This window comes from Streptomyces sp. NPDC034670 (assembly GCF_055574875.1).
In genome coordinates this window covers 12,481-38,715 of the sequence record NZ_JBVITR010000009.1, presented here as the reverse complement: position 1 = coordinate 38,715, position 26,235 = coordinate 12,481, and the positions used below count along the sequence as shown (strand labels likewise).

The following is a 26,235-nucleotide window of genomic DNA, read 5'->3' as shown; positions in this document are numbered from 1 at the left end:
CCGCCGGTGCCCGCCCCCGCCGGGCGCGCCGGCCCCCCTTCGCCGCTCCGGGCCGTCCCGGGCCCGGGACGGCGGGCCGAGCCGGCACGGGACGAAATGCCGATGCGGCGGGCGCGGACCGGTTGAGAACATGGCGCACATGCTCGAAACCCCTCGCAGCCCCCGTCCGTCCGGCCGCGGCGCTCCCCCCACGTGGCTGGTGGTGGCGCTCGCGTGTGCCGGGCAGTTCCTCGTCGTGCTCGACATCTCCGTGGTGAACGTGGCCCTGCCGTCCGTGCGCACCGGGCTGGACCTCGGCGAGCAGGGCCTGCAGTGGGTGGTCAACGCGTACGCCATCGCCTTCGCCGGTTTCATGCTGCTCGGCGGCCGGGCCGGCGACCTCTACGGGCGCAAGCGCATGTTCCTCGTCGGCCTCGGGCTGTTCACCCTGGCCTCGCTGGGCGGCGGGCTGGCCCAGGAGGGCTGGCACCTGCTGCTGGCGCGGGCCGTGCAGGGGCTCGGGGCGGCCGTCCTGGCGCCCTCCACGCTCACCCTCGTCACCTCCGCGGTGCCGGACGGACCGGCCCGCGCCCGGGCCATAGCGACCTGGACGGCCGTCGGCGCGGGCGGCGGCGCGGCCGGCGGGTTCGTCGGCGGGGTGCTGGTGGAGGCGCTGTCGTGGCGCTGGGTGCTGCTGATCAACGTGCCGGTCGGCGTGGTGGTGCTGGCCGGTGCCGCGGGGTGGCTGGTGGAGAGCCGGGACGGGGAGGGGCGGCGCCTGGACCTGCCCGGCGCGCTGCTGGTGACGGCCGGTCTCGCCACGCTGGCGTACGGCATCTCGCAGACCGAGGCCGAGGGGTGGACGGCGGTGGCCGCCCTGGTGCCGCTGTGCGCCGGGCTCGTCCTCGTCGCGCTGTTCCTCCTGGTCGAGGCGCGGGCGAAGGCGCCGCTGATGCCGCTCGGACTGCTGCGGCTGAGGTCGGTGGCGTCGGCGAACGCGGCGATGTTCCTGAGCGGCTCCGCGATGTTCTGCATGTGGTTCTTCATGACCCTCTACGCGCAGAACGTGCTCGGCTACACCCCGCTGGAGGCCGGGCTCGCCCTGGTGCCCAGCTCGCTCGCCGTGGTCCTCGGTTCCAAGGCCGCGCCCCGGCTGATGCGCGCCACGGGCCCGCGCGCCGTGGCCGTGCTCGGCACGCTGGTCGCGGTGGCCGGCTTCGGCTGGCAGTCGACGATGACCGCCGACGGGACGTACCTGGTCACGATCATGGTCCCCGGCGTCCTCATGATGCTGGGCGCGGGCCTCGCCGGGACGCCGCTCGCCGCGCTCGCCACGTCCGGCGCGCCGCCCCGGGAGGCCGGGGTCGTCTCCGGGCTGGTGAACACCTCCCGCACGATGGGCGGTTCCCTGGGGCTCGCGGTCATGTCGACGATCGCGGCGGCCCGCACGGCGGGCGACCGGACCCCCCAGGCGCTGACGGAGGGGTACGCGCTGGTGTTCCGCACGGGGGCGGTCGTCCTGGCCGCCGGGGCGGTGCTGATGTGGGCGTGGCTGCCGCGGCGGACGGCCGCCGCCACCGAGCAGGGGCACGGGAAAGTGCGGGCGGCGGCGGCCGAGAAGGCCCCCTGACGGGCTCCGGCGGGGTCCGGAGGGACACGGCCGCCTCGCTGCGCCGGATCTTCTCGGGCCTGACGGAGGTCGAACTGCGCCGGATGCGCCACCTGCCCGAGGACGCCCCGCACTTCGGACGGGACTTCCTCTGGACGGCGCTGTTCCGGCGCCCCTGAGCGGCGGCCCGCCCCGGACGGGCCCTCCGGTCCGCGCGGGGCGGGCGGCACGTCGCCGGACGCCCTCGGGGGCTCCGCCCGTGCGCGCGCCGGGCCCGCGGGAGACCCCCGGGCCCGGCGGCCCGGGGGCCGGGGCTCCGGAAACGGTGCGGCCCCGCCCGTCGTGCGACGGGCGGGGCCGGTCGTGCTCCCGTGGTCCGGGCCGTACCTGACGTGGCGTCAGGCGGCGGTCCCCGGGCTCTCGTTCTCCTCCACCGGCCTGCGGTGACGGCCGCGCGGGGCCGTCTCGGCCTCCTGTGTGGAGACCGGCCCCCGGTGCCTGCCGTGCCCGGCGGCGGCCTGCCCGCCCTCGGCGGTCTGCGGCTGGTGCGTGATGACGTCGTTCATCGGAAGGAATTCACCCCGTAGACATGGTCTTTCCTGCAGCCGGGTGAGTGTAACCGGCCGACCACGCCCCGGATCCAGGCGGCCGCGCCGACCGCCGCTACTTCGTTACAAGCCTTTCCAGCGGCGCCTGTTGGAGGGGCACGGGGCGGGGGGCGGAGGGGGCGCCGGGGGCGTGGAGGACGTCGGGGCCGAAGAGGTCCGGGGACCCGTCGGCGGCCGAGGGGGGCGCGCCGTGGACCGGGGGCCCGCCGCGGTCCGCGGACGGGCCGGAAGCCGGGTGCTCCGGCGCCGTCGACGGGCGCAGGCCCAGGCCCGGGCCCTCCGGCCGCTCCCGCTGCCCGGGCGCGGTCAGCGGGGCCACCCCGCACGGCACCGCGCGGGTGGAGTAGGGCAGCCGCAGCACCCCGTCCGCCGTCCACAGCCCGCTGCCGGCCAGCCACCCCTCGGGTGCCGGGAGGTGGTGCACCCGCCGCTCCGCCGGCCGCCACACCCCGACCCAGCTGCCGACCGCGCCGTCGACGCGCAGCGCCACCGCGCAGCTCTCCGGCGTCAGCATCTGCCCCGGCTGGATCGCGAACGGGGTGACGGCGCAGCCCGCCACCCGCAGGCACTCCGGGAAGCGCACCGGCAGCGTGCTGCCCAGCACGCCCCAGCCCAGCCGGCTCCGCCCCGGCGAGGGCGCGTCCGAGCGGACCAGCAGCAGCCCGCTGTCCGGGTCGGCCAGCAGCACCCGGTCGTCGCTTCCTTCGGCGATCTGGAGCAGCGGGGACATCTCGCCGCCGCGCTCCAGGTCCACCACCACCGCCTTGGTGCGCCCGCCGGTCTCCCGGTCCAGGGCCAGCATCCGTCCCTCGTGGTCCAGCCACGCCCCGCCCGAGCAGCGGCCGGGGACCTCGGCGAGCCGTTCGGGCCCGGACGCGCCGCCCGCGACCCGCCACACCGCCGTCGACCGCCGGCCCACGGCCAGGGCGTACGCCCGCTCCCCGCCCGGGGCGGGCGGCAGCAGCCGCACCCGGGTGCCCTCCTCGGGGCACTCGACCGTGCCCAGCGGCAGCTCGCCGGTGCCGGGACCGGTCGGGTACAGCAGGCAGAAGGCGTGCGGGCCGTCCACCGGCCGGTGGACGAGGACCCGTCCGTCGCTCAGGGGCTGCACCTCGGTGCCGGGTTCCTCGGGCCGGTCGCCGGGCAGCGACACCGCGTAGGGCTCGGGGCCGTCCAGGGTCCAGCGCTCCGGGAAGAGGGAGCCGCCGGCCGGGGCGAGGCGCGCGGCGTAGGAGCCGTCCGCGGTGATGACGCAGCCCGGGCGCCCGGTTCCGTCGTCGTGCCCCGTCGTGGCCGGCGGGGGTCCCCCGCGCTCGGGTGAGACCCCGAGCCCGGGGAAGGTACAGACCGTCATGGTTCGGTCACCTCCGGCGACGACCGTAGTTATCGCACGCACGGGCGGGGGCCGACGGCGCCGCACTTCACACATAAGGGTGCTCCAGGAACGATTCTCCTGAGGAGACGGGAGCACGTGTGCCGACCGGCCGCGCGGGAGGCGGACGGCCGGGTCCGCGCAAGCCGCGCCGGTTCAGGCGGGAAGAGGAGCCAGGTAGCCTTGCACCCGTGCCCCGTCTGTCTGAAGTCATCGCCGTGCTGGAGACCCTGTGGCCCGCCGAACGGGCCGAGTCCTGGGACGCGGTCGGCACCGTCGTGGGCGAGCCCGACCAGGAGGTCGCACGGGTCCTGTTCGCCGTGGACCCGGTCCAGGAGACCGCCGACGAGGCGGTGCGGCTGGGCGCCGACCTGCTCGTCACCCACCACCCGCTCTACCTGCGCGGGACGACCACCGTCGCGGCCTCCACCCCCAAGGGCCGGGTGGTGCACGCGCTCATCAGGAACGGCGTCGCGCTGCACGTCGCCCACACCAACGCCGACACCGCCGACCCGGGTGTCTCCGACGCCCTGGCCGGCGCCCTGGACCTCAGGGTCGTCCGGCCCCTCGTGCCGGACCCCACCGACCCCGGGGGCCGCCGGGGGCTGGGCCGCGTCTGCGAACTCGACCACCCGCTGACCGTCCGCGACCTCGCCGCCCGCGCCGCCGAACGCCTCCCCGCCACCGCGCAGGGCATCCGCGTCGCCGGCGACCCCGAGGCGCTCGTCCGCACGGTCGCCGTCAGCGGCGGCTCCGGCGACAGCCTCTTCGAGCACGTCCGCGCCGCCGGCGTGGACGCCTTCCTCACCGCGGACCTGCGCCACCACCCGGCCTCCGAGTTCATGGCGGACCGCGCCCGCGGTCCCCTGGCGCTGCTCGACGCGGCGCACTGGGCCACCGAGTGGCCCTGGTGCGAGCTGGCCGCAGCCCAGCTCGACGAGATCTCCGACCGTCACGGATGGGGCCTTCGGGTCCACGTCTCGAAGACGGTCACCGACCCCTGGACCGCCCACGCGGCGTCCCCGGTCACCGCCCTCGCGGGGAGCGCTTCGCGCGCCTCCGACTCCGACACCCCTGGAGCCCCCAACTGAACGCCGCGCCCGCCGACCAGATCCGACTCCTCGACGTCCAGGACCTCGACGTCCGCCTCCAGCAGCTCGCGTACAAGCGGAAGTCGCTCCCCGAGCACGCCGAGATCGAGTCGCTGACGAAGGACCACGCCCAGCTGCGCGACCTGCTCGTCGCCGCGCAGACCGAGGAGGGCGACTGCGCCCGCGAGCAGACCAAGGCCGAGCAGGACGTGGACCAGGTGCGCCAGCGCGCCGCCCGCGACCAGAAGCGCCTCGACTCCGGTGCCGTCTCCTCGCCCAAGGACCTGGAGAACCTCCAGCACGAGATCGTCTCCCTCGCCAGGCGCCAGGGCGACCTCGAGGACATCGTCCTGGAGATCATGGAGCGCCGTGAGTCCGCGCAGGAGCGGGTCGCCGAACTGACCGACCGCGTCGCCTCCGTCCAGGCGAAGATCGACGACGCCGTCGGGCGCCGGGACACGGCCCTGGAGGGGATCGACGGCGAGATCGCCTCGGTCACCAAGGAGCGCGAGGTCATCGCCGGATCCGTCCCCGCCGACCTGCTCAAGCTGTACGAGAAGCTGCGCGAGCAGCAGGGCGGCATCGGCGCCGCGAAGCTGTACGCCCGCACCTGCCAGGGCTGCCGCCAGGAGCTCGCCATCACCGAGCTGAACGAGATCCGCCGGGCCGCGCCCGACACGGTGGTGCGCTGCGAGAACTGCCGCCGCATCCTGGTGCGCACGTCCGAGTCGGGGCTGTAGGGGCTGCTTTGGCGCGGGAGTTCATCGTCGAGGCGGACGGCGGGTCACGGGGCAACCCGGGGCCCGCGGGCTACGGGGCCGTGGTGAGCGACGCGGCGACGGGGCGGACCCTGAGGGAGGCGGCCGAGTACCTCGGCGTCGCCACCAACAACGTCGCCGAGTACCGGGGCCTGCTGGCCGGCCTGCGCGCCGCCCGCGAGCTGGACCCGCAGGCGCGGGTCCACGTCCGGATGGACTCCAAGCTCGTCATCGAGCAGATGACCGGCCGCTGGAGGATCAGGCACCCCGACATGAAGCCGCTCGCCGCCGAGGCGGCGGAGGTCTTCCCGCCGGGGCGGGTGACGTACGAGTGGATCCCCCGCGAGCGGAACAAGCACGCCGACCGCCTGGCCAACGAGGCGATGGACGCGGGCAGGCGGGGGGAGAGCTGGAGCGCGTCGGCCTCCACGGCCGAGCTGGACGGCGGGACCGCCACGACTCCCCTCGCGGACGGCGGGGAGGACACCGCCGCCGGCACCGGGGCCACCGGGACGGGTTCCGGGGCCGCCGCGGCCGGTGCCGCCGGCGCCGACGTCCGGGCCGCGCGCGCCGTGGCCACGCCCGGTTCCGGGTGGGCGCCCCCCGACATGGGGACGCCCGCCACCTTCGTCCTGCTCCGGCACGGCGAGACCCCGCTGACCCCGCAGAAGCGCTTCTCGGGCAGCGGCGGCAGCGACCCCTCCCTCTCCGGCGTCGGCCGGGAGCAGGCCGAGAAGGTCGCCGACGCCCTGGCCCGGCGCGGCACCGTCCAGGCGGTCGTCGCCTCCCCCCTCGCCCGCACCCGCGAGACCGCCGGCATCGTCGCCGCCCGCCTCGGCCTGGAGGTGGCCGTGGACGAGGGGCTGCGGGAGACCGACTTCGGCGCCTGGGAGGGCCTGACCTTCGCCGAGGTCCGCGAACGCCACCCCGACGACCTGAACGCCTGGCTGACCTCACCGGACGCCGAACCCACCGGCGGCGGCGAGAGCTTCGCGGCCACCGCGGCCCGGGTCGCCGCCGCCCGGGACGGGCTGATCGCGGCGTACGCGGGGCGCACGGTCCTGCTCGTCACCCACGTGACACCGATCAAGACGCTCGTACGGCTCGCCCTGGGCGCCCCGCCCGAGGCCCTGTTCCGCATGGAACTGTCGGCGGCCTCGCTCTCGGCGGTGGCGTACTACGCCGACGGCAACGCCAGCGTCCGCCTGTTCAACGACACCTCGCACCTGCGCTGAGCCCCGCCGCCTCACGGGCCAGCCGCTCGATCCGGTCCCAGTCCCGGGCCGCCACCGCGTCCGCCGGCAGCATCCAGCTCCCGCCCACACAGCCGACGTTGGGCAGCGCCAGGTAGTCCGGGGCGGAGTCCGCCGCGATCCCCCCGGTCGGGCAGAAACGGGCCTGGGGGAGCGGCCCGGCGAGCGCCTTCAGGTACGCCGTCCCGCCCGCGGCCCGCGCCGGGAAGAACTTCATCTCCCGCACCCCGCGCTCCAGCAGCGCCATCACCTCCGAGACGGTCGACACCCCCGGCAGGAACGGCACCCCGGACGCCCGCACCGCCCCGAGCAGCGCGTCCGTCCAGCCGGGACTGACCAGGAACCGCGCCCCCGCGCCCACCGCCTCGTCCACCTGCTCCGGCGTGATCACCGTCCCGGCCCCGACCACCGCCTCCGGCACCCCGTCGGCGATCGCCCGGATCGCGGCGGGCGCGGCGGGCGTCCGCAGGGTCACCTCGATCGCGGGCAGCCCGCCGGCCACCAACGCGCGGGCCAGCGGCACGGCGTCGGCGGCGTCCTCGAGGACGACGACGGGCAGCACGGGGGCGAGGTCGAGGACGGAGGAGGGGGAGTCTTCGGAGGCGTCGGTGGCGAAGGCGGCGGCGGGGGAGGGCAGGGGAGAACTCATGGCGGCATCCTGCCCGCACCGGAGCGCCCTCCGCAAAGGTCGTTGCGCATGATGCAACGAAGGGGGGTGGGTGTCAGTGCACCTCGGTCACCAGCACGTCCAGCGTCCAGGCGGTCCCCGCCCTGGCCGGTGCCGCCGCCTCCACCTCGTACCCGAGGTCCCGCAGCGCCTCCACCAGCTCGGCGGGGCCGGCCGGGTCGGCCCCGGCGGTCAGCAGGCTGCGCACGATCCGTCCCTTGGTCGCCTTGTTGAAGTGGCTGACCACCTTCCGGGTCGACGCGTGCAGCACCCGCACCGTCGCCGTCCGCGCGGCCACCTCGCCCTTCGGCCGCCAGGCCGCCGCGTACGCCGCCGACCGCAGGTCCAGCACCAGCCCGCTCCCGGCCGCCTCGGGCAGCACGGAGGCGGTCGCCGCCCGCCAGTGCGCGCCCAGCGCGCCGGTCCCGGGCAGCTTCACGCCCATCGAGCAGCGGTAGGAGGGGATCCGGTCGGTGATCCGGACCGCCCCCCACAACCCGGAGAAGACCAGCAGGGACGCCGCGGCCCGCTCCCTCGCCGCCGCGTCGAGGGAGGCCAGGTCCAGGGCGTCGTACAGCACCCCGGTATAGATCTCCCCGGCGGGCCGCGTACCGGCCGTCCGCAGCTCCGCGTTCTTCGCGACCTCGCCCCGCAGCCCCTCGCTCAGCCCGAGCACCTCGCGCGCCTTGTCCTCGTCGGCGGCGCACAGGTCCACCAGCTCGGTGAGGACGGCCTCCCGGGCGGCCGTCAGCCCGGGCAGCGACAGCGACCCGAGCTCCAGCGCGGCACCGTGGCCGGAAACGGCCTTGCCTTCGGACGGCGGCAGCAGGACAAGCACACGTACTCCTTCGGTCGAACTCCGCCAGGGTACGGTGCCCGCCCCCTACGCCCGCGGGGTGCGCTCCCCGACCCGTTCCCCGTCCGTCAGGGCCCGGACCAGGCCGTCCGGGTCGTCGGCGTGGAACCGGACCAGGCGGACCTCGCGGCGGCGGCCGAAGAAGGTGACGTGGGTGACCGGTTCGGCGAGGCGGACGGTGACGCTCGTCCGCGAGCCGACGTCGACGTCGAACTCGCCGTCGGCCTTCTCGTGGGTCATGCGCGTCTCGCGCCGCACGGAGGCGATCCGCTCCCGCGGTATCCGCAGGTCGACGTGGGTCGCCCGGCGGATCCGCAGCGCGTCCGCGTCCAGCACGTGGGGGCGCACGACGGAAGCGGCGTGCAGGGCGACCACGAGGACGACGGTGTACACGTCCAGCAGGAGCACCACCGCGTGCACGGTCGGCCAGGCCCGCAGCAGCACGGACATCACCACCGTCTCGACCACGCACACGAACGCGAACCCGAACATCACGGCCGCCTGCCCGCGCGCGTACCCGAACGCCCTCCCGCCGCGGACCCCGTGGGTGCGCCGCGCCCCCCACAGCACCAGGCTCGCCAGCAGCCGCAGCTCGTGCCGCGCGAGGACCAGGGCGATCCGCGAGCCCCTCACGACCGCCCCCTTCGCACCAGTCCCTTTCCCGCCCCTTCCTTTCCCGCCCCTCCCTTTCGCGCCTGTCCCTCTCACGACCCTCCCCCTCACGTCCGTTCCCCTCACGTCCGTCCCCCCGCGGCGAGCCGCAGCGCCCGGCGGATCGCCTCCGCCTGCGCCGGGGCGAAGTCGGCGTAGAGCGCGCGCAGGAAGCTGTGCTCCTGGTCGATCCCCGCCCCTTCCCCCTCCCCTTGCGGAACCAGCTCGGCGGGGACGCACGCGGCGAGCGCGCGGGCCGCCTCGTCCACCCGCGGGTCGTCCGGCTCCGCGTCGGCGAGCGCGTCGAGCAGCCCGTACAGGGAGACCGCCCGTTCCACCCCGCCCGGCGCGCCCACGACCCCGCCGAGCAGCCCCATCAGCCGCTCCCGCTCCTCCGGCGGCACCGCCGTCTCCAGCAACGCGAGCACCTCCCGGTCCTTGGCGGCCGTCGGGGAGTCCGTCACGTCCCCCACGTCCCGGAACAGCGCGGCCAGCTCCGGCGAGACCGGCCCCTCGGCGACCATCCGGTCCTCCGACTCCAGCAGCGCCCGCAGCCGCTCCCGGCGGTCCCGCAGCGCCGCCTCCTGCCGCGCCAGGTCCTCGTCCAGCTCCGTCAGCACCTCGGCGAGGTCCTTCCCGGCGTCGTCCGCGAGCACGTCCCGCACCTCGGCGAGCCCCAGCCCCAGCTCCGTCAGCCGCCTGATCCGCGCCAGCACGACGGCGTGCCGCAGGGTGTAGTCCCGGTAGCCGTTGGCCCGCCGCTCCGGTTCCGGCAGCAGCCCCAGGTGGTGGTAGTGCCGCACGGTCCGCGTGGTGACGCCGACGGCCGCGGCGAGTTCTCCGATCCGCATGGGACCAGTAGAGACGTTGACGTCGCGGCAGGGTCAAGCGGACGTCGTGGCGTCCGACGGTGCCCGTGATCCTGTGCCACGCTCGAGGGAACGACTCCCGATCCCACGGACAGGTGATCAGCCGATGTCCCCGTCCGACGGGCGACAGAAGGAGGGGCGTGACATGACTGCCACGGCCCACGAGCCGCTCTCGCAGGCGGACGTCCTGCTGGAGGGCTTTCTCGCCCTGGAGACTCCGGAGGGTTTCCGGGCCGAGCTGATCGAGGGGGAGATCGTCGTGACGCCGCCGCCGGACGGGGACCACGAGGACTGCATCGGATTGATCGTGACGCAGGTGGTCAGGAGGTCCCGGACGGACATGCAGTTCTCCGGGAACAAGGGGCTGAAGCCGAACAGCGGTGGAGCCTGTCCGAAGAACCACGTGATTCCGGACGGCACCTTCGCTCCCACGGCCCTGCGCCTCTACCGGGGAGCCGGCCCCTGGATGCCCTGTGACGGCGTCGCCCTGGTCCTGGAGGTGACCTCGAGCAAGCCTCAGGCCGACCGCGAGGCCGAGCCCCGTTGCTACGCCCGCGGCGGCATTCCCCTCCACCTGCTCGTCGACCGCGAGACCTCCTCGGTCACGCTGTTCAGCGACCCGGAGCAGGACGAGTACCGGGAGCACCGCACCCGCCCCCTGGGCGAGCCGCTGTCCCTCCCCGAGCCCTTCGCCTTCGACCCGGACACCGCCGACTTCCTCTGATTCCCCCGAGGCGCCTTCCCCGCCACGGCGGCGGGACGAAGGCCGGCCCCCGCGCCGGGTACGATGGTCGGCACGGCAGACGAGCCGGGCGGACGGCCGCGTGGAGTCCCCTAGGGGGCTTCCCGAGGAACGTCCGGGCTCCACAGGGCAGGGTGGTGGCCAACAGCCACCCGGGGTGACCCGCGGGACAGTGCCACAGAGAACAGACCGCCGGGGACCGTATCCGTACGGACCCCGGTAAGGGTGAAACGGTGGTGTAAGAGACCACCAGCGCCTGAGGTGACTCAGGCGGCTAGGTAAACCCCACCCGGAGCAAGGTCAAGAGGAGCGCCGTGAAACGCGCTCTGCGCGGACGATCGAGGGCTGCCCGCCCGAGTCCGCGGGTAGACCGCACGAGGCCGGTGGCAACACCGGTCCTAGATGGATGGCCGTCGCCGGCGGGCCCGCGAGGACCCGCCGGAACAGAACCCGGCGTACAGCCCGACTCGTCTGCCGCTCAGTGTGCGAGCAGGTCGTCCGCCGACGGCCGGATGCGCGGAGCCGGGGAAGCCAGGTGGCTTCCGCGTGAGCGGACGCGGTCTTCGTCCCAGCCACCGGCCCAGTCGCTGATGTCGGTGGTGGGCGGAGGGCCGAGCAGGGTTCCGTGGGTGAGGCGCAGGAGGCTGTGCTCGCCGAGCCGCTGCCGTTTGTCCTGCCGGGGCATGTTGCCCGGGGCGGGGTCCTTCTCCGGTCACCGCGCCGGCCACCCGCTGGGACCGGCACCCACGGCCGGACGGTCCGGGCGGAGTACGCGCCGGGCGGCGACGGGTGGCCGGGCGTCGCCGCCCCGACTGACGACCGGGTGGAGGCGAACGGCCCTGCCTCGCCCTCGTCACCGCCGGACCGGGGCCGTCACCAGGTGTAGCTGCCGCTCCTGGAGTACCGGGGCGTTCCGTTGGCACCGTCCTGCACCCAGACCGTGTAGGAGATCACGGCGCCGCTTCCGGGGGTCGGGTAGAAGTTCCGCGGAGAGCTGCACGACCCCTCTCCTGCCGTGGTCTGGAGATGGAGGGTCTGGCCGGCGTACCTGACCGTCGCCATGGCCCGCATTCCGTCGCGGGCGTCGTCACAGACCTCCCACACGCTCCCCGCCCAACGGTCCAGGTACAGCGTGGCCGAGCCGTTCGTCGTGCTCGCGCAGACCTCGTAGCCGCATGCGGAGGCCCGGCCGTCGGCCGCGTGGACCTGCGTGGTCGACAGGCCCAGGCCGAGGACCAGTGCCGCTCCGGCGGCGCCGATGATCATTCGGGATCTCATGAACTGTCTCCTTGACGTGGGAAGCACCGGAAAAGACGGGCAGACGGGTGTACGCGCGTTTCTCACCGAGCGATCGAACGGGGGCTCCCGTCAGGGCGGTCGGCCTGTCGCGGTCAGGAACGGCGGTCGCTCCGCGGCCCCCGGACAGCCCTTCGGCACTCTGTTGTCCGCGGTCCGCCCCGTCGAGCACGAAAGGCTGCCAAGACGAACCGAGACGGGTCAACGACGGGAGGCCGTCCCGGACAAGTCGCCGGTGTCCGGGCCGGTCAGAGCCGCGTCAGGTCTTGTCCGGGCCTCTGTCCGGGCCTTGTCCCGGAGGGGAGTCCCCCCTTCGCCGCCACCGCACCACCCCGGCCGACCGGCAGACGGGACACGGGGTGTGCGGGCTGGCGCCCGGCCACGTCCGGGTCCGTCCCCTCGGCGACGAGCAGACCGCGCTCGCCGCCCTCACCCGCCCCGAGTGCGGCTGGACGCGGACCGTGCCGCCGGAGCGGGCCGCGGTCCGGCGGGGCACCCGCTGTTCCTCACGCCGGGCGGGGAGGGCCGGGCGCCGCACCGGCGCGTCGAGCCGTACCGGAGCACGAGCCCGGACCGGCACCGGCAGGAGGGGCGACGGGCCCGCTCCCTGGTGTGCGTGGCGGTCACACGCGCCCGCGACGGACTCGCCGTCACCCGGAGCGGCAGGGCCGGCCGGTTCCTCGAACCGGTCACCCGCGCGACGGACGGCGAAGGACAGGCGGGGGCAAGGGCGGAAACAAAGAAAGGCAAGGAGGTCACCCACTCCTTGCCACTCTCAACGTATAGCGCACCGGGGGCCTTGCGGCAAGGCCCCCGTCGTGCCGCAGAATCACCCGCCGTGACCGGAGAACCGGGGAAACGGGGTGTGGTGATGATCGACGTGATCGTGGTCGGCGCGGGGCCGACCGGGCTGATGCTCTCCTGCGAACTGCGGCTGCACGGCGTGCGCGTGGTCGTGCTGGAGAAGCTGGCCGAGCCGACCGGGCAGTCGCGGGGGCAGGGCCTGCACGCGCGCAGCGTCGAGGTGATGGACCAGCGCGGCCTGCTGGACAGGTTCCTCGCGGTCAGTGAGAAGTTCCAGGTCGGCGGTCTCTTCGGCGGCATCGTCAAGCCGTGGCCGGAGCGGTTGGACACGGCGCACCCGTACGGCGTCGCCACCCCGCAGCCGGTCACCGAGCGGCTGCTCGAGGAGCGTGCCCGCGAACTCGGCACCGAGATCCGGCGCGGCTGCGAGGTGGTCGCCGTGGACCAGGACGAGGACGGGGTGAGCGTCGAGCTGAGGGACGGCACGAGCCTGCGCTCGCGCTACCTCGTCGGGTGCGACGGCGGCCGCAGCCTGGTGCGCAAGCAGGCCGGCGTCGGCTTCCCCGGCGAGCCCGCCAGGGTCGAGACGCTGCTCGGCGAGATGGAGCTGACCGAGGACCCGGCGAAGATCGCCGCCGTCGTGGAGGAGGTCCGCGGGACCCAGCTGAGGTTCGGCGCCGCCCCCCTCGGGGACGGGGTGTACCGCGTCGTCGTGCCCGCCGACGGGGTGGCCGAGGACCGTGCGACCGCGCCGGACCTGGAGGAGTTCCGGCGGCAGCTGCGGGCGGTCGCGGGCACCGACTTCGGTGCGCGCTCGCCGCGCTGGCTCTCGCGGTTCGGCGACGCCACCCGGCAGGCCGAGCGCTACCGGGCCGGCCGGGTGCTGCTGGCCGGCGACGCGGCGCACATCCACCCGCCGACCGGCGGCCAGGGGCTCAACCTCGGCGTGCAGGACGCCTTCAACCTCGGCTGGAAGCTGGCCGCGGAGGTGGCCGGCTGGGCGCCGGAGGGGCTGCTGGACAGCTACCACGCCGAACGGCACCCGGTGGGCGCCCGCGTCCTGGACAACACCCGCGCGCAGATCACGCTGCTGGGGACCGACCCGGGGGCGACCGCGCTGCGGGAGCTGTTCTCGCGGCTGATGGACTTCGAGGAGGTGAACCGGTACGTGACCGGGATGATCACCGCGGTGGAGGTCCGCTACGACTTCGGCGAGGGCCACGAACTGCTCGGCCGGCGGATGCGGGACGTGAGGCTGGAGCGGGGCCGCCTGTACGAGCTGATGCACGGCGGTCGCGGGCTGCTGCTCGACCGGACCGGCCGGCTCTCGGTGGAGGGGTGGGCGGACCGGGTCGACCACGTCGTCGACGGCGGTGGGGAACTGGACGTGCCCGCGGTGCTGCTGCGGCCGGACGGCCACGTGGCGTGGGTCGGCGAGGACCAGGAGGACCTGCTGGGCCGTCTGCCCCGGTGGTTCGGCGCGGCGGCCGGCTGAGCGCGGGGGAGCGGTGCCCCGGGATCCCGGGAGCCGTCCGGAGGGGAGGGGAGCCGTCCGGAGGGGAGGGGAGCCGTCCGGAGGGGAGGAGGACGGGAGTCGTCCGGGTCGGAGGAGGACGGCAGCCGTCCGGACCGGAGGGGAGGGGAGCCGTCCGGAGGGGAGGGCATCGCGTGGGTGTCCGGCGGCGGAGCGCCGCGGGGCGGGCCGCGGGCCCGGCAGGGGGCCTGGTCGGCAGGGGGCCTGGTCGGCAGGAGGGGCCCAAGAAGCCCGGGGGCCTCAGCGGGGCGCGCGCAGGGAGGTGTCCAGGGCGGCCATCAGGCGCGCGACGCGGTTCCCGCCGGCCGGCGCGGGGGGATACCGGCGGAGGACGTCGACCAGGACCGGTGTGGCGCGCCGCCGGGCCCGCTCGATCGCCTCGTCCCCGACCGCGGGATCGTCGCCCGCGCCGATCTCGGCTATGCGCGCCGCACACGCGGCGGCGCGCAGGATGTGGCCCACCTGGTGGGCCTTCGCGATCGGGTGGAGGTACGCGGCGGCCGCGGCGTCGCCGGCGGCGCGCGCGGCGAGACACGAGGCCTCGGTGGGGGCCTCCTTCGCCGCCCGGTGCGCGTCCAGCGAGGTGACCCGCTGCAGCCTGGTCCTGCGCGCGCCGCCGGCGAACTCCCACGCGGCGTCGAGGGCCGCGCGGGGCCGGGGGTCACCGGGGGCGGCGGCCTCGAACACGGGAAGGACCCCGTGAGCGGCCTCCGCCGCGTAGCGGGCCACGACGCGCAGCTCGTCCATGGCCAGCTCGAAGTCACCGGACACGATCGCCGTCATGGGACCGACCCTCTCACGGGCGTCCCGTCCGGTCGCCGCCCGCTTCCGCCGGCCGTCGGGCCCCGGGCGGGCGGCGCGTGCCCCGGGGTCCGTTGAACACGGCCGGCGCCTCCGGCGTACTCCATGGTGACGGTCGCTCCGGTGACGGTCGCTCCGGTGGCGGGGCGGGAGAAGGTGAGGAGGACCGCGCCGCGTGAAGGGCAAGGCGGAGGCCGGCACCGGGTGACGGCGCTCCCTCTTCCGTCCCCACCTGCTCGTATGCCGTCTCCGTCATGACGGGGCGGTGCCCCGGGGCTCGTTGATGCCGTTAATTGTCAACTGCCTTTCAAATAAACGGACTTGACGGCTCCAGATTCCCCGCTATGGTCTAGACCTACGAACGCAGGTCTAGACCGGCGTTCGTCCGCGTCCCGGTGCCCTCACGGGCCGGGCGAAGTGTGGTGTCCGCCGCGGCGGGCGACCGCGTGCTCCGCCCTCGCCTCGTCGGCGAGGCGCGCACGACCCGTGCGGTGCGCACCGCGTGCGGTCGGCGATGTCGTCATCCCGCGGCCGGTTCTCGTGTACACCGAAGAAAGAGTCATTACATGGACATGAAAAGGCGAGCGTCCCTGGCTGTCGGAGCCATGGTCGCCCCCCTCCTCGCCATCACCCTTCCGGCCGGTACGGCCAACGCCCATGGCTGGGTGACCGACCCCGGAAGCCGCCAGGACCAGTGCGCCCAGGGCGTCGTCGACTGCGGCCAGATCAAGTACGAGCCGCAGAGCGTCGAGGGTCCGAAGGGCCTGCGCAGCTGCAGCGGCGGCAACGCCCAGTTCGCCGACCTCGACGACGACCGCAAGGCCTGGCGGGTCACGCCGGTCGGCAAGACGCACACCTTCAAGTGGCGCCTCACGGCACGGCACTCCACCGACACCTGGCAGTACTTCGTCGGCGACCGGAAGGTCGCCGAGTTCAACGACCGGGGTGCGCAGCCCCCCGCCGAGGTCAGCCACCAGGTCGACTTCGGTGACCTGAAGGGCCGCCAGAAGGTCCTGGCCGTCTGGAACGTGGCCGACACCAACAACGCCTTCTACGCCTGCATCGACGTCGACATCGCCGGCGGCGGCGACACCGGTGGCGGCGACAACGGCGGCGGCAACACCGGTGGCGGCAACAACGGCGGCGGGTCCGACTCCTGCGCCGCGCCGGTCTGGAGCACCGGCACCGTCTACCACGGCGGCGACACCGTCACCCACGACGGCCGCACCTACCGCGCCAAGTGGTGGACGACGAACGAGCGGCCCGGTTCCGCCGACGTCTGGGAAGACCTGGGCGCCTGCTAGACCCGCTCGGATCCGCTGAGTGAGACCGGTGCGGCACGCCTGCCCCACGCGGCGCCCGCCGCACCGGTCCGGCGGGGACGGACACCGACGTCCACGACGACGGACGCCTCGAACTCGAAGGGATGTCCGGCCCCGCCCTCCGCAGGGCCGGCCCGCCCCGTCACGGGATCACTCGTCGGACGGGCCCCGGCGGGGGGCTCCGAGCGAGCGCTGTGTGACCCGGGCCAGGTGACGGGTGAAGACCTCGCGGGCGTCGGGGGTGAGCGTGCGCAGGGCCACCAGGGCCGTGACGGCGACGTCGCACAGCTCGGACCGGACGTCGTCCCAGGTGTGCGTGGTGCCCTTGCGCGGGTTCTGGCCGGTCGCGCCGATCACCGCCTCGGCGACCTCGCCGACCTCCTCGGACAGTTTGACGATCCGCAGCAGCAGGCCCTCCCGGTCCCCGGCCGGACGGTTCGCGTCCAGCCACGCGCACAGGCCGTCGATGGAATCCCACGGATCGGCGGCCGGATCCGGGGCCGGGGGAGAAGGAGGGGCAGGGGGCAGGCGGTCGCTCATGGGGCAGAGCCTGGCACAGGGCACCGACAACCCGACGGCGTCCGGAACCGGCGGGACCGCCAAAACCGCCAGAACCGGCGGAACTACTCGAACAGTTCCCCCTGTTCGCCCTCCCGCGTCCTCCGCAGCCGCCGGTTGCGCGCCCCCACCACCAGCGTCGTGGCCGCCGCGGTCGCCGCGAAGGCCGCCGGGACCATCCAGCCCCGGTTGACCGTGTGGCCGAGGGCGTGGTCCAGGGAGAACCGGCCGGGGCCCGCGACGGCGAGGCCGGCGGCCGTCAGGCCCAGGCTCGCCGCGTACTCGTAACCGCCCTCCTGGTTGAAGAAGCCGCTGGGCGCGTGCACGGCCGCCGCGCCCGCCATCGCCCCGGCCGCCGCCGCGCCCGCCGCGGGGGTGGCGAGGCCGAGCGCCAGCAGGACGCCGCCGCCGGTCTCCGCGAGGCCCGCGGCCCGCGCGCTGAGCCTGCCGGGCGCGTAACCGATGGTCTCCATGAACTGGCCGGTGCCCTCGATGCCGCCCCCGCCGAACCAGCCGAACAGCTTCTGCGCGCCGTGCGCCGCCAGTACCCCGCCCGTTCCCAGCCGGAGCAGCAGCAGGCCCAGATCGCGTCGGTCGCCAGAGGTCACGTCATAGGTCACGTCGTCTCCCGGAGCAGTCGCTTCGCCGTGACCACCGTCGCAGTCCGGCGCCGGACCGGCCCGCCGCGGACGCCGTTCGGGTGGCACGGCCGGCGGGGCCCCGAGGCCGGTCCGGCGCCGGCGGGCCCCGCCGGGGCTTGTCCTCGCGTGCGCTCGAAGACCTGACGTCCCCGGGCCTGGAGATCACACGGACACGGGGACGCAGCGGTATCGAGGTCAGCGCCGCCGGGTTCGGCTGCCGGGCGACCGGCGGGCAGTGGCAGGACTCCGCGGGGCAGCCGCTGGGCTGGGGCAGGGCCGACGACGAGGAGTCCGTACGGGCGGTCCGGCGCGCCCTCGACCTCGGCGTCACCTTCTTCGACACCGCCGACGACGGGGGTGCCCCCCTGCTCGAACGCGGTGGAGAGCCTGGGGGAGGGGCGGGGCACAGCGAGCGCGTCCTCGGCCGGGCCCTCGGCCACCGCCGGGACGAGGTCGCCCTCCGGCCGCCCGGCCGCCCGGACGGAGGGCCCGGCGGCCTGCCGGGTGAGGGCGACGAGGACCCGACGGGCTGTCGTACGGGGCAAGGGCCCGACGGGCTGTCGTACGACAAGGGCCCGACGGACCGTCACGGGTGAGAACCCGACGGCCCGTCGGATGACGAGAACCTGGCGTCCTGTCGGGTGACGCGGGCGGGGCGGGCGGCGCGGGCCCGCCCGGTCGCGGTCCGCGTGCGGCATCGTCACCGCCGGGACGGGCGCGAACCGCACGTCCGCCTCCGGCGGCTCCGCCACGCGGACCTCATGCGATCGTCATGCGGATGCCGTGTACGCGTCAATGCGATGTCGTGCCCGGCCACTCCAATTCCTCCCGTATCCGCACACCAGGGGAGGACCGGATGACACCCGAGGCCCGCCAGCCACAGCACGCCCCCGAACTCCGCGCCGCCGCCCGGCACATCGGCCGCCGCCGCTTCCTGACCGCCACCGGCGCCGCCGCCGCGCTCGCCTTCGCGGTGGACCTGCCCGCCGCGGGCACCGCGGCCGCCGCCGAGCTCGACGCCGCGCGCCTGGCCGAGGACCCCTTCACGCTCGGCGTCGCCTCCGGCGACCCCCGTCCGGACTCCGTGCTCCTGTGGACCCGGCTCGCCCCCGCCCCGTTCCAGCCCGACGGCGGCCTGCCGGCCGAACGCGTCACCGTCCACTGGGAGGTGGCGCACGACGAGCGGTTCCGCCGCGTCGTCAGACGCGGCACCGCCACCGCCCACCCCGAGTTCCACCACACGGTGCACGTCGAGGTCGGCCACCTCGGCGCCGACCGCGTCCTGTACTACCGCTTCCGCGCGGGCCGCTGGACCAGCCCCGCCGGCCGCACCCGCACCGCGCCCGCGCCCGGGGCCCGCCCTCGCTCGCTCACCCTGGCCGCCGTCTCCTGCCAGGCGTACCACGACGGCTACTTCACCCCGTACGCCCACCTCGCCGCCGACGACGTCGACGTGGTCTTCCACCTCGGGGACTACCTGTACGAGTACGCGGTCAACTCCGTCGGGGGCGCCCGCAACCACACCGACCGGACCCTGCCCGCCCTGTTCAACCGGGAGACCGTGACCCTGGAGGACTACCGGCTGCGCTACGCCCTCTACCGCACCGATCCCGACCTGCGCGCCGCGCACGCCGCGCACCCCTTCGTCGTCACCTGGGACGACCACGAGACCGAGAACAACTACGCCGGGGACGTCCCGGAGAACAGCGTCCCGCCGGAGGAGTTCCTGCTGCGCCGCGCCTCCGCCTACCGCGCCTACTGGGAGAACCAGCCCCTGCGCCGCCCCCAGCTCCCCGACGGCCCCGACATGCGGCTGTACCGGCGCCTGCACTGGGGCCGGCTCGCCCAGTTCGACGTGCTCGACACCCGCCAGTACCGCTCCGACCAGGCCTACGGCGACGGCGCCCAGCTGCCCGGCCCGGACGTCGACGACCCGTCGCGCACCATGACCGGCGCCTCCCAGGAGCGCTGGCTGCTCGACGGCTGGCGCTCCTCGCGGGCACTGTGGAACGTCGTGCCGCAGCAGGTCGTCTTCTCCCAGCGGAAGTTCGACCTCGCCACGCCCTCGCGGCTGTCCATGGACGCCTGGGACGGCTACCGGGCCTCCCGCCGCCGCCTCCTCGACGGGGCACAGGCGGCCGGGATCGAGAACCTGATGGTGCTCACCGGCGACGTGCACGTCGGCTACGCCTTCGACATCAAGGACGACTTCGACGACCCGGACTCCCGGACCGTGGGCACCGAGATCGCGACCACCTCGATCGCCAGCGGCAAGGACGGCGCCGAGAGGCCCGCGAACTGGGACACCTACATGGCCGCCAACCCGCACCTGCGCTTCTACGACGGCCGGCGCGGTTACGTGACCGTCGAGCTGGGCCGCGAGGCCGCGCGCGCCGACTTCCGGACGGTGCCGTACGTGACCCGGCCCGGGGCGCCGGTCGCGACCGCGGCGTCCTTCGTCACGGCGGCGGGGGAGCCGGGGCTCAGGCCGGCCTGAGCCCCGGAGCCGCCCGGCGGGCCCTCACCCGGCCGTCACCGCCCGGCGGTTCCGCTCAGCGTGCCTCCCCCGGGTAGCGGAGGCCGACGCGGTCCCGGATCGCGTCGAGCGTCCGCATCACGGCGAGGGTGCCGTCCAGCGGGACGAGGGGCGACTCGCTCTCGCCGGCCCGCAGGGCCCGCATCGCCTCCGCGGCCTCGTGCTTGAGGCTGCCGCGGGGGCCGTCCGCCGGGTCGGCCGTGAACTCCTCGGGGTCACGGCCGTCCCGGTGCAGCACGAACCGGTCCGGGAAGAAGAAGCCGTACGGGATGTCGATCCGGCCCTCCGACCCGGTGACCGAGGCGGAGGTCGCCGTGCCGCCGACGATGGAGCAGTGCACCGAGGCGAGGGCGCCGTCGTCCCAGGAGAGCAGCGCCCCCGTCTGGAGGTCGACGCCCTCCTCGGAGAGCGTCGCCCGCGCCACGACGTCCGACGGCTCCCCGAGCAGCAGCTGCGTGAACGACACCGGGTACACCCCGAGGTCCAGCAGCGCGCCTCCGCCCAGCGCCGGGTCCCGCAGCCGGTGCGAGGCGGGGAACGGCCCGGCGAGCCCGAAGTCCGCGTGCACACTGCGCACTTCGCCGACCGCTCCGTCGTCGACCAGCGCCTTGAGCCGCCGCACCATGGGGTTGCAGTACATCCACATGGCCTCCATCAGGAAGCGCCCGTTCTCCCGCGCCAGCGCGACCAGTTCCGTCGCCTCGCGCGCGTTCAGCGTGAACGGCTTCTCGCACAGCACGTTCCGCCCGGCCTCCAGCATCAGCCCGGCCGCCGCGCGGTGCGCCGAGTGCGGCGTGGCGACGTAGACGATGTCGACCTCCTCGTCCCGCGCCAGCGACTCCCAGTCGCCGTACGCCCGCGGTATCCCGAACCGTTCGGCGAACGCCTTCGCCGGCTCCGGCGACCGGGACGCCACCGCCACCACCTCGGCGTCCGGCAGGTCCACCAGGTCCGCCGTGAACGTCGCGGCCATGCCGCCGGTCGCCAGGACTCCCCAGCGCACGTTCTGCCTCGTCATCCGTTCCACTCCTGCCCGTGTCGTCGGCGCTCCGGCCGCGAACGTCCATGGAAGCGCTCCCACGGCATCGTCGTCGACGCCGAGCACTCCGTACGAGCTGAGAGCATAGGGAGCCGACGACGCGGAAAGGGAGGGGTCACATGCCCGAGGGCGGGGCGTCCATATCGAATCCGACGGCGAACTCGGCGGCGCAAAGGGACTCCACGGAGGAAACGGTGACGAACCCGGCCGCCCGTCCGGAGGTGAACCCGGCGGCGGGCCCGGCCCCGGCGGCGGACCCGGCCCCGGCGCCCCGCGCGAGCGCCGGCCGCACCGGCCTGCTGGTGACGTTCCTCCTGGGCGGCCTGACCGCCACACCCCCGCTGGCGATGGACATGTACCTCCCGGCCCTCCCGGAGGTCACCCGGTCCCTGGGCGCGTCCGCCGCCACCGTCCAGCTCACGCTCACCACCTGTCTGGCGGGCATGGCGCTCGGGCAGTTGGTGGTCGGCCCGATGAGCGACCGGTGGGGGCGCCGCCGCCCGCTGCTCGTCGGCCTCGCCGTCTACGTCGTCGCCACCGTGCTGTGCGCCCTCGCGCCGACCGTCGGACTCCTGGTCGCCTTCCGGCTGACGCAGGGCCTCGCGGGCGCGGCCGGCATCGTCATCGCGCGGGCGGTGGTCCGCGACCTGTACGACGGCATGGCCATGGCCCGCTTCTTCTCGACCCTCATGCTGATCTCCGGTCTCGCGCCGATCGTGGCGCCGCTGGTCGGCGGGCAGGTCCTGCGGGTGACGGACTGGCGGGGCGTGTTCGTCGTCCTCGCCGTCCTCGGGGTGCTGCTGACGGCCCTGGTCTGGGCGAGGCTGCCGGAGACGCTGGCCCCCGCCGACCGCCACGGCGGCGGCGCCGGCGCGGCCCTCGGCTCGATGCGCCGGCTGCTCGCCGACCGGGTCTTCACCGGCTACATGCTCACCGGCGGATTCGCCTTCGCCTCCCTCTTCGCCTACGTCGCGGCCTCCCCGTTCGTCGTCCAGGAGATCTACGGGGCCTCCCCGCAGACGTTCAGCCTGCTGTTCGGGCTCAACTCGATCGGCCTGATGATCATGGGGCAGGTCAACGGCAAGGTGCTGGTCGGCCGGGTCCGGCTGGACCGGGTGCTCGGTCTCGGGCTCGTCGTCGTGGTCGTGGCCGCCCTCGCGCTGCTGCTGATGTCGCTGGGCGTGTTCGGCGAGGTGGGGCTGGTGCCCGTGGCCGCGGCGCTGTTCGTGCTGATGTCCGCGATGGGCATCACCATGCCCAACACCCAGACCCTCGCCCTGATGCGCACCCGGCAGGCCGCCGGTGCCGCGTCGGCCCTGCTCGGCACCACGTCCTTCCTGGTCGGCGCGATCGCCACCCCGCTGGTCGGGATCGCCGGGGAGGACACCGCCGTCCCGATGGCCGTCGTCCAACTGGCCGCCGCCCTGGTGGCGCTGGCCTGCTTCGCGGGAATGTGCCGCCCCTGGAGGAGGCGGACGAGCGCGGAGGGTGAGGACTTCTGAGCGCCCCGAGGCTGCGCCGCGGCACCCCGGAACGGGCCGGGCTCGACCCCGGGGAACTGCGCCTGCTGGTCCGGGAGGTGCGCGCCCGCACCACCGGGGAGCGCCCCTGGGCGGCCGGCGCCGTCGTGGTCGTCGGCCGGGGCCCGGTGCTCGCCGTGCAGGAGGCGGCGGGCTGGGCCGTGCGGTACGCGGCGTACGACGAGGAGACGGACACCGCGGTGGAACTGCCGCCGGGCGCACGCGTGCCGATGACCGTGGACACCCCCTTCGACCTGGCGTCCCTCACCAAGCTGTTCACCTCGGTGGCCGCCGTGCAGCAGATCGAGCGGGGCACGCTCGGCATCGACGCGCGCGTGGGCGCCTACCTGCCGGACTTCACGGCGGCGGCGCGCTGCGGCGTCACCGTCCGGCACCTGCTCACCCACACCTCCGGGCTGCGCCCCGAACTCCCGCTGTACGACTGCGCCGACGACGCGCGGCGCCTGGCGCTGCTGCGCGCCGAGGCGCCCGTCGGCGTGCCCGGCGCGTACTGCTACTCCGACCTCAACATGCTGCTGCTCCAGCACGTCCTGGAACGCCTCACCGGCCGCACGCTCGACGCGCTGGTCCGGGACGGCATCACCCGCCCGCTCGGCATGACGGCGACCGGCTTCGGGCCGTGCCCGGGCGCGGCGGCCACCGAGGACCAGCGGCGGCCGTGGGCCAAGGCGGACCGGGGGATGCTGCGGGGCGAGGTGCACGACGAGAACGCCTGGGCGCTGGGCGGGGTCGCGGGCCACGCCGGACTGTTCTCCACGGGACGGGACCTGGCGGTGTTCTGCCGCGCGCTGCTGGCGGGCGGCTCGTACGGTCCCGCCCGCATCCTCGGCCCCGACTTCACGGACCTGCTGTTCACCCCGCCGGGGCTGGGCTTCGCCCTGGACCAGCCCTGGTTCATGGGCGAACTGGCCGGGCGCGGGGCGGCGGGGCACACCGGCTTCACCGGGACGTCGCTGGTCCTGGACCGGGCCACGGACACCTACCTGGTCCTGCTCGCCAACACCGTCCACCCCCGCCGCCGGGCCCCGGACAACGCGCCCCGCGCGCAGGCGGGCACCCGGGTGGCCCGGGCGGTGCGGGGCGCCGGGGCGGCACGGTGACCGGGCGGCCCGGGGGAGCTGAGAGAATCGTGGGGTGAACGCCCCCGCCGCCTCCCCCGCCCCCGCCGAAACCCTGCGCGGCGCCCTCGCCGGGCTGCTCGACGGGCTCCCGCCGCGGCAGGCCGCACAGGCCGTCGAGCGGCTGATCGCCACCTACCGGGGCGCCACCCCGACCGGGGCCCCCATCCTGCGCGACCGGGCCGACGTGGCCGCGTACGCCGCCTACCGCATGCCCGCGACGTTCGAGGCGGTGCGCTCGGCGCTGGAGGCGTTCGCCCGCGCGGTGCCCGGATGGGCGCCCGGCGGCCACGTGGACGTGGGCGGCGGCACCGGCGCGGCGGCCTGGGCGGTGAGCGCGACCTGGGACGGCGTGCGGCCCGTGACGGTCCTGGACTGGGCCGAGCCCGCGCTCGCCCTCGGCCGGGAACTCGCCGCCGCGCACCCCGCCCTGAGGGACGCCCGGTGGCAGCGCGCCCGCATCACGGCGGCGCTCACCCTGGAGAGCACGGACCTCGTCACCGTCTCCTACGTCCTCAACGAGCTGACCGCCCCCGACCGCGCCGCCCTCGTCGACGCCGCCGCCGGGGCCGCGCGGGCCGTCGTGGTCGTCGAACCCGGCACCCCCGACGGCTACGCCCGCGTCCTGGAGGCCCGCGACCGCCTGGTCTCCGCCGGTTTCCGGATCGCCGCCCCCTGCCCGCACAGCGACGCCTGCCCCATCGCCCCCGGCACCGACTGGTGCCACTTCTCGGCCCGGGTCAGCCGCTCCTCGCTGCACCGCCAGGTCAAGGGCGGCTCCCTCGCCTACGAGGACGAGAAGTTCAGCTACGTCGCGGCCACCCGCCTCCCGGCGGACCCCGCCGCCGCCCGCGTCGTCCGCCGGCCGCAGATCCGCAAGGGGCAGGTCCTGCTCGACCTGTGCGAGACGGACCCGTCCCTGCGCCGGACCACCGTCGCCAAACGCCACGGCGACCTGTACCGGGCGGCCCGGGACACCGAGTGGGGCGACGCCTGGCCGCCGGCCGGCCCCTGAGGCCCCGGCCCGGCGGAGCCTCCCGCCGGGCCTCTCCCTCCTCCTGGCCCTCCTACTCCTTCAGGTCCTCCGGGTCCTTCAGGTCCCCCTGTCCCTCCAGGTCCTGCTGTTCGCGCCGTTGCCGCTGCTCCTGCTCCTGCTGCCTCTGCCGGAGCGCGCGCAGCAGTTCCCGCTTGCGCGCCCGCGGGTCGAGTCCGCCGCCGACGCGTCCGCCGCGTCCGCCGCCGCGCAGGGCCTCGCGGCCGAGGTGCCGCCGGCCGCCGCCGACGCCCAGCATGTTTCCGGCTCCGCCCCGGGTCATGGTGATCTCCCTCCGTACGCGCCCCGACGGGGCACGCGTGACGATACGTACCGTCTCGTTCTTGACGTTCCCTACTGTCGAACGAGACGGACCGTCTTGTCAACCTGATAAATTCGCCCCATGTCCCCGAACGAATCCGCCCGGTCCGCCCGGAACAAGCACACTCCCGACGCCACCCGCCGCAGCGAGCGCTCCCGGCGGGCCATCTACGACGCCGCCCTCGCCCTGGTCGTGGAGGTCGGCTACCCGAAGACCACGATCGAGGGCATCGCCGCCCGCGCCGGCGTCGGCAAGCAGACGATCTACCGGTGGTGGCCCTCCAAGGAGGAGGTGCTGCTGGACGCCTTCCTCGACCTGGGCGACCAGGCCGCCCGCGCCGCCGGGGGTGGTGGGGGCGAGGGCCGGGAGGTCCACGCCATCCCGGACACGGGCGACCTCGCCGCCGACCTCAAGTCCGTCCTGCGGGCCACGGTCGACGAGCTGCGCGACCCGGCCTTCGAGGCGCCGTACCGGGCGCTGGCCGCCGCGGGCTTCGTCAACGAGGAGCTCGGCCGCAGGTTCGTGGCCCAGCTGCTGGAGCCGTCGCTCCAGCTGTACGTCGACCGGCTGCGCTCCGCGCAGGAGGCGGGCGACGTCCGGGCCGACGTCGATCCGCGCATCGCCCTGGAGCTCTTCGTCGCCCCGCTCGCCCAGCGCTGGCTCCAGCACTCGGGTCCGATCACCCACGAGTACACCGACACCCTCGTCGACTACGCCCTGCACGGCCTCGCCCCCCGCTGAGCCGCTCCGTCGCGCGGGACCCCCTCCTCGCCCCGGCGCCACCGCCCCGGCGTGCGGCTCACCGCCCCGGCCGGGCGCACCGGGTGCCGGGCCGGCCGCCCCGGGGCGTCCGCGGTGACGCCGTCGCAGCCGAGCGCCGCCGCCCGGTCCCGCCGACCGGGGGACGACGGTGCGGGTCCGCACCCGGGGAATGCCGGAGCGCACCGCGCGCATCGGGTCCACGTCCGGGCCTTGGTGCCGACGGCGAGCACGGCGACGGGGAACGCCGGCGCTCGGGCCGGTCCGTGCGTAGCCGGCGGGCCGAGCGCCACGGCCGCGCCGGCGGGCCCGGGCGGCGGACGCGGCGGGCGGCCGCGGGACCGCCGGTGCTCACCGGGATCGGACGGGCCGGGTCGCGGCCGCCCGGGCCGTCGCCCGATCCGTGCGACCGTGACGGCCACGGCAGGCGCGCTCCCCGGCGCGGCGCGCGGGGACGCCCGGCCCGCCGCCCGTGC

The 26,235-nt window shown here is 75.4% G+C and carries 25 protein-coding genes, 1 other RNA gene and 1 pseudogene; 14 read left to right on the top strand and 13 right to left on the bottom strand.

What is annotated here, in order from left to right; all coding sequences use genetic code 11:
• The first annotated feature begins 130 nt into the window (after window positions 1-130).
• On the top strand, window positions 131-1,609 hold the full coding sequence (locus ACZ56B_RS09210; RefSeq protein ID WP_468787903.1) for an MFS transporter: 1,479 nt from the start codon (window positions 131-133) through the stop codon (window positions 1,607-1,609).
• A gap of 377 nt (window positions 1,610-1,986) precedes the next feature.
• Here the strand turns inward: ACZ56B_RS09210 and ACZ56B_RS09205 are convergent, their stop codons facing one another.
• Window positions 1,987-2,154: a hypothetical protein gene (locus ACZ56B_RS09205; protein ID WP_468787901.1), complete on the bottom strand. Its 168-nt coding sequence runs from the start codon at window positions 2,152-2,154 to the stop codon at window positions 1,987-1,989.
• 97 nt (window positions 2,155-2,251) lie between these two features.
• Window positions 2,252-3,550 carry a hypothetical protein gene (locus tag ACZ56B_RS09200; RefSeq protein ID WP_468787899.1) on the bottom strand — a complete coding sequence of 433 codons (1,299 nt, stop codon included), beginning with the start codon at window positions 3,548-3,550 and terminating at the stop codon, window positions 2,252-2,254.
• A 209-nt stretch (window positions 3,551-3,759) separates the two neighbouring features.
• Here ACZ56B_RS09200 and ACZ56B_RS09195 point away from each other — a divergent pair, with 209 nt between their 5' ends.
• The 3 genes from ACZ56B_RS09195 to ACZ56B_RS09185 are packed head-to-tail and all read left to right on the top strand — an operon-like array spanning window position 3,760 to window position 6,652.
• Complete coding sequence (locus ACZ56B_RS09195) at window positions 3,760-4,659, top strand: Nif3-like dinuclear metal center hexameric protein (RefSeq protein ID WP_468787897.1); 900 nt, start codon at window positions 3,760-3,762, stop codon at window positions 4,657-4,659.
• Entirely contained in the window at window positions 4,656-5,399 is a 744-nt protein-coding gene (locus ACZ56B_RS09190; RefSeq protein WP_468788115.1) for a zinc ribbon domain-containing protein, read from the top strand. The genes ACZ56B_RS09195 and ACZ56B_RS09190 overlap by 4 nt, the downstream gene beginning before the upstream one ends.
• Before the next feature lie 8 nt (window positions 5,400-5,407).
• Window positions 5,408-6,652: a bifunctional RNase H/acid phosphatase gene (locus ACZ56B_RS09185; RefSeq protein ID WP_468787895.1), complete on the top strand. Its 1,245-nt coding sequence runs from the start codon at window positions 5,408-5,410 to the stop codon at window positions 6,650-6,652.
• Here the strand turns inward: ACZ56B_RS09185 and eda are convergent.
• The 4 genes from eda to ACZ56B_RS09165 all read right to left on the bottom strand — a co-directional run bounded on the left by eda (window position 6,627) and on the right by ACZ56B_RS09165 (window position 9,695).
• Window positions 6,627-7,319, bottom strand: coding sequence for a bifunctional 4-hydroxy-2-oxoglutarate aldolase/2-dehydro-3-deoxy-phosphogluconate aldolase (eda, locus tag ACZ56B_RS09180; RefSeq protein ID WP_468787893.1), 693 nt, complete (start codon window positions 7,317-7,319; stop codon window positions 6,627-6,629). The genes ACZ56B_RS09185 and eda overlap by 26 nt on opposite strands.
• Before the next feature lie 73 nt (window positions 7,320-7,392).
• Window positions 7,393-8,175: a peroxide stress protein YaaA gene (yaaA, locus tag ACZ56B_RS09175; RefSeq protein ID WP_468787891.1), complete on the bottom strand. Its 783-nt coding sequence runs from the start codon at window positions 8,173-8,175 to the stop codon at window positions 7,393-7,395.
• 45 nt (window positions 8,176-8,220) lie between these two features.
• Entirely contained in the window at window positions 8,221-8,826 is a 606-nt protein-coding gene (locus ACZ56B_RS09170) for a hypothetical protein (RefSeq protein ID WP_468787889.1), read from the bottom strand.
• Window positions 8,827-8,927: 101 nt separating this feature from the next.
• Window positions 8,928-9,695: a MerR family transcriptional regulator gene (locus ACZ56B_RS09165; protein ID WP_468787887.1), complete on the bottom strand. Its 768-nt coding sequence runs from the start codon at window positions 9,693-9,695 to the stop codon at window positions 8,928-8,930.
• A gap of 163 nt (window positions 9,696-9,858) precedes the next feature.
• Here ACZ56B_RS09165 and ACZ56B_RS09160 point away from each other — a divergent pair, with 163 nt between their 5' ends.
• Both ACZ56B_RS09160 and rnpB read left to right on the top strand, forming a co-directional pair.
• Window positions 9,859-10,437 carry a Uma2 family endonuclease gene (locus tag ACZ56B_RS09160; protein ID WP_468787885.1) on the top strand — a complete coding sequence of 193 codons (579 nt, stop codon included), beginning with the start codon at window positions 9,859-9,861 and terminating at the stop codon, window positions 10,435-10,437.
• An 80-nt stretch (window positions 10,438-10,517) separates the two neighbouring features.
• An RNA gene (gene rnpB / locus ACZ56B_RS09155) (RNase P RNA component class A) lies at window positions 10,518-10,929 on the top strand.
• Window positions 10,930-10,933: 4 nt separating this feature from the next.
• Here rnpB and ACZ56B_RS09150 read toward each other — a convergent pair.
• Together ACZ56B_RS09150 and ACZ56B_RS09145 are read right to left on the bottom strand one after the other, a co-directional pair.
• Window positions 10,934-11,140: a hypothetical protein gene (locus tag ACZ56B_RS09150; RefSeq protein WP_468787883.1), complete on the bottom strand. Its 207-nt coding sequence runs from the start codon at window positions 11,138-11,140 to the stop codon at window positions 10,934-10,936.
• A gap of 188 nt (window positions 11,141-11,328) precedes the next feature.
• Entirely contained in the window at window positions 11,329-11,733 is a 405-nt protein-coding gene (locus ACZ56B_RS09145) for a hypothetical protein (RefSeq protein ID WP_468787881.1), read from the bottom strand.
• A gap of 889 nt (window positions 11,734-12,622) precedes the next feature.
• Here ACZ56B_RS09145 and rox point away from each other — a divergent pair.
• Window positions 12,623-14,050 (top strand): rifampin monooxygenase, encoded by a 1,428-nt coding sequence (gene rox, locus ACZ56B_RS09140; RefSeq protein WP_468788113.1) that lies wholly within the window; start codon window positions 12,623-12,625, stop codon window positions 14,048-14,050.
• A 279-nt stretch (window positions 14,051-14,329) separates the two neighbouring features.
• On the opposite strand, the gene ACZ56B_RS09135 is transcribed toward rox, so the two are convergent.
• Window positions 14,330-14,872 carry a putative immunity protein gene (locus ACZ56B_RS09135; RefSeq protein WP_468787879.1) on the bottom strand — a complete coding sequence of 181 codons (543 nt, stop codon included), beginning with the start codon at window positions 14,870-14,872 and terminating at the stop codon, window positions 14,330-14,332.
• A gap of 584 nt (window positions 14,873-15,456) precedes the next feature.
• On the opposite strand from ACZ56B_RS09135, the gene ACZ56B_RS09130 reads away from it, so the two are divergent.
• On the top strand, window positions 15,457-16,194 hold the full coding sequence (locus ACZ56B_RS09130; protein ID WP_468787877.1) for a lytic polysaccharide monooxygenase: 738 nt from the start codon (window positions 15,457-15,459) through the stop codon (window positions 16,192-16,194).
• A gap of 168 nt (window positions 16,195-16,362) precedes the next feature.
• Here ACZ56B_RS09130 and ACZ56B_RS09125 read toward each other — a convergent pair whose 3' ends face one another.
• Window positions 16,363-16,752 (bottom strand): MazG-like family protein, encoded by a 390-nt coding sequence (locus ACZ56B_RS09125; protein ID WP_468787875.1) that lies wholly within the window; start codon window positions 16,750-16,752, stop codon window positions 16,363-16,365.
• 83 nt (window positions 16,753-16,835) lie between these two features.
• Window positions 16,836-17,378, bottom strand: coding sequence for a DoxX family protein (locus ACZ56B_RS09120; RefSeq protein WP_468788111.1), 543 nt, complete (start codon window positions 17,376-17,378; stop codon window positions 16,836-16,838).
• Between the two features lie 188 nt (window positions 17,379-17,566).
• On the opposite strand from ACZ56B_RS09120, the pseudogene ACZ56B_RS09115 reads away from it, so the two are divergent.
• Together ACZ56B_RS09115 and ACZ56B_RS09110 are read left to right on the top strand one after the other, a co-directional pair.
• A pseudogene (locus ACZ56B_RS09115) lies at window positions 17,567-17,872 on the top strand (aldo/keto reductase); the annotation flags it as partial.
• A gap of 395 nt (window positions 17,873-18,267) precedes the next feature.
• A complete protein-coding gene (locus ACZ56B_RS09110; RefSeq protein WP_468787873.1) occupies window positions 18,268-19,908 on the top strand; it encodes an alkaline phosphatase D family protein in 1,641 nt (546 codons plus the stop codon).
• Window positions 19,909-19,963: 55 nt separating this feature from the next.
• On the opposite strand, the gene ACZ56B_RS09105 is transcribed toward ACZ56B_RS09110, so the two are convergent.
• Window positions 19,964-20,965 carry a Gfo/Idh/MocA family protein gene (locus tag ACZ56B_RS09105; protein WP_468787872.1) on the bottom strand — a complete coding sequence of 334 codons (1,002 nt, stop codon included), beginning with the start codon at window positions 20,963-20,965 and terminating at the stop codon, window positions 19,964-19,966.
• Window positions 20,966-21,105: 140 nt separating this feature from the next.
• Between ACZ56B_RS09105 and ACZ56B_RS09100 the strand changes: the two genes are divergently transcribed.
• The 3 genes from ACZ56B_RS09100 to ACZ56B_RS09090 are packed head-to-tail and all read left to right on the top strand — an operon-like array spanning window position 21,106 to window position 24,660.
• Window positions 21,106-22,488 carry a multidrug effflux MFS transporter gene (locus ACZ56B_RS09100; RefSeq protein ID WP_468787871.1) on the top strand — a complete coding sequence of 461 codons (1,383 nt, stop codon included), beginning with the start codon at window positions 21,106-21,108 and terminating at the stop codon, window positions 22,486-22,488.
• A complete protein-coding gene (locus ACZ56B_RS09095) occupies window positions 22,485-23,627 on the top strand; it encodes a serine hydrolase domain-containing protein (RefSeq protein WP_468788109.1) in 1,143 nt (380 codons plus the stop codon). Before ACZ56B_RS09100 ends, ACZ56B_RS09095 begins: the two co-directional genes overlap by 4 nt.
• A 34-nt stretch (window positions 23,628-23,661) precedes the next feature.
• Window positions 23,662-24,660, top strand: a complete 999-nt coding sequence (locus ACZ56B_RS09090) for a small ribosomal subunit Rsm22 family protein (protein ID WP_468787869.1) — start codon at window positions 23,662-23,664, stop codon at window positions 24,658-24,660.
• A 52-nt stretch (window positions 24,661-24,712) separates the two neighbouring features.
• Here ACZ56B_RS09090 and ACZ56B_RS09085 read toward each other — a convergent pair whose 3' ends face one another.
• The gene (locus ACZ56B_RS09085; protein ID WP_468787867.1) at window positions 24,713-24,961 is read right to left on the bottom strand and encodes a DUF6243 family protein; all 249 of its coding nucleotides are present in this window, start codon (window positions 24,959-24,961) and stop codon (window positions 24,713-24,715) included.
• Between the two features lie 120 nt (window positions 24,962-25,081).
• Here ACZ56B_RS09085 and ACZ56B_RS09080 point away from each other — a divergent pair, with 120 nt between their 5' ends.
• Window positions 25,082-25,741, top strand: a complete 660-nt coding sequence (locus ACZ56B_RS09080) for a TetR/AcrR family transcriptional regulator (protein WP_468787865.1) — start codon at window positions 25,082-25,084, stop codon at window positions 25,739-25,741.
• The last annotated feature ends 494 nt before the right edge of the window (window positions 25,742-26,235 follow it).

What these genes read in the sequence shown, in the direction of transcription:
- ACZ56B_RS09210 (WP_468787903.1), top strand. Translation starts at nt 131, where the DNA reads ATGGCGCACATGCTCGAAACCCCTCGCAGCCCCCGTCCGTCCGGCCGC.
- ACZ56B_RS09205 (WP_468787901.1), bottom strand. Translation starts at nt 2,154, where the DNA reads ATGAACGACGTCATCACGCACCAGCCGCAGACCGCCGAGGGCGGGCAG.
- ACZ56B_RS09200 (WP_468787899.1), bottom strand. Translation starts at nt 3,550, where the DNA reads ATGACGGTCTGTACCTTCCCCGGGCTCGGGGTCTCACCCGAGCGCGGG.
- eda (WP_468787893.1), bottom strand. Translation starts at nt 7,319, where the DNA reads ATGAGTTCTCCCCTGCCCTCCCCCGCCGCCGCCTTCGCCACCGACGCC.
- ACZ56B_RS09165 (WP_468787887.1), bottom strand. Translation starts at nt 9,695, where the DNA reads ATGCGGATCGGAGAACTCGCCGCGGCCGTCGGCGTCACCACGCGGACC.
- ACZ56B_RS09160 (WP_468787885.1), top strand. Translation starts at nt 9,859, where the DNA reads ATGACTGCCACGGCCCACGAGCCGCTCTCGCAGGCGGACGTCCTGCTG.
- ACZ56B_RS09150 (WP_468787883.1), bottom strand. Translation starts at nt 11,140, where the DNA reads ATGCCCCGGCAGGACAAACGGCAGCGGCTCGGCGAGCACAGCCTCCTG.
- ACZ56B_RS09145 (WP_468787881.1), bottom strand. Translation starts at nt 11,733, where the DNA reads ATGAGATCCCGAATGATCATCGGCGCCGCCGGAGCGGCACTGGTCCTC.
- rox (WP_468788113.1), top strand. Translation starts at nt 12,623, where the DNA reads ATGATCGACGTGATCGTGGTCGGCGCGGGGCCGACCGGGCTGATGCTC.
- ACZ56B_RS09135 (WP_468787879.1), bottom strand. Translation starts at nt 14,872, where the DNA reads ATGACGGCGATCGTGTCCGGTGACTTCGAGCTGGCCATGGACGAGCTG.
- ACZ56B_RS09130 (WP_468787877.1), top strand. Translation starts at nt 15,457, where the DNA reads ATGGACATGAAAAGGCGAGCGTCCCTGGCTGTCGGAGCCATGGTCGCC.
- ACZ56B_RS09125 (WP_468787875.1), bottom strand. Translation starts at nt 16,752, where the DNA reads ATGAGCGACCGCCTGCCCCCTGCCCCTCCTTCTCCCCCGGCCCCGGAT.
- ACZ56B_RS09110 (WP_468787873.1), top strand. Translation starts at nt 18,268, where the DNA reads ATGACACCCGAGGCCCGCCAGCCACAGCACGCCCCCGAACTCCGCGCC.
- ACZ56B_RS09105 (WP_468787872.1), bottom strand. Translation starts at nt 20,965, where the DNA reads ATGACGAGGCAGAACGTGCGCTGGGGAGTCCTGGCGACCGGCGGCATG.
- ACZ56B_RS09100 (WP_468787871.1), top strand. Translation starts at nt 21,106, where the DNA reads ATGCCCGAGGGCGGGGCGTCCATATCGAATCCGACGGCGAACTCGGCG.
- ACZ56B_RS09085 (WP_468787867.1), bottom strand. Translation starts at nt 24,961, where the DNA reads ATGACCCGGGGCGGAGCCGGAAACATGCTGGGCGTCGGCGGCGGCCGG.
- ACZ56B_RS09080 (WP_468787865.1), top strand. Translation starts at nt 25,082, where the DNA reads ATGTCCCCGAACGAATCCGCCCGGTCCGCCCGGAACAAGCACACTCCC.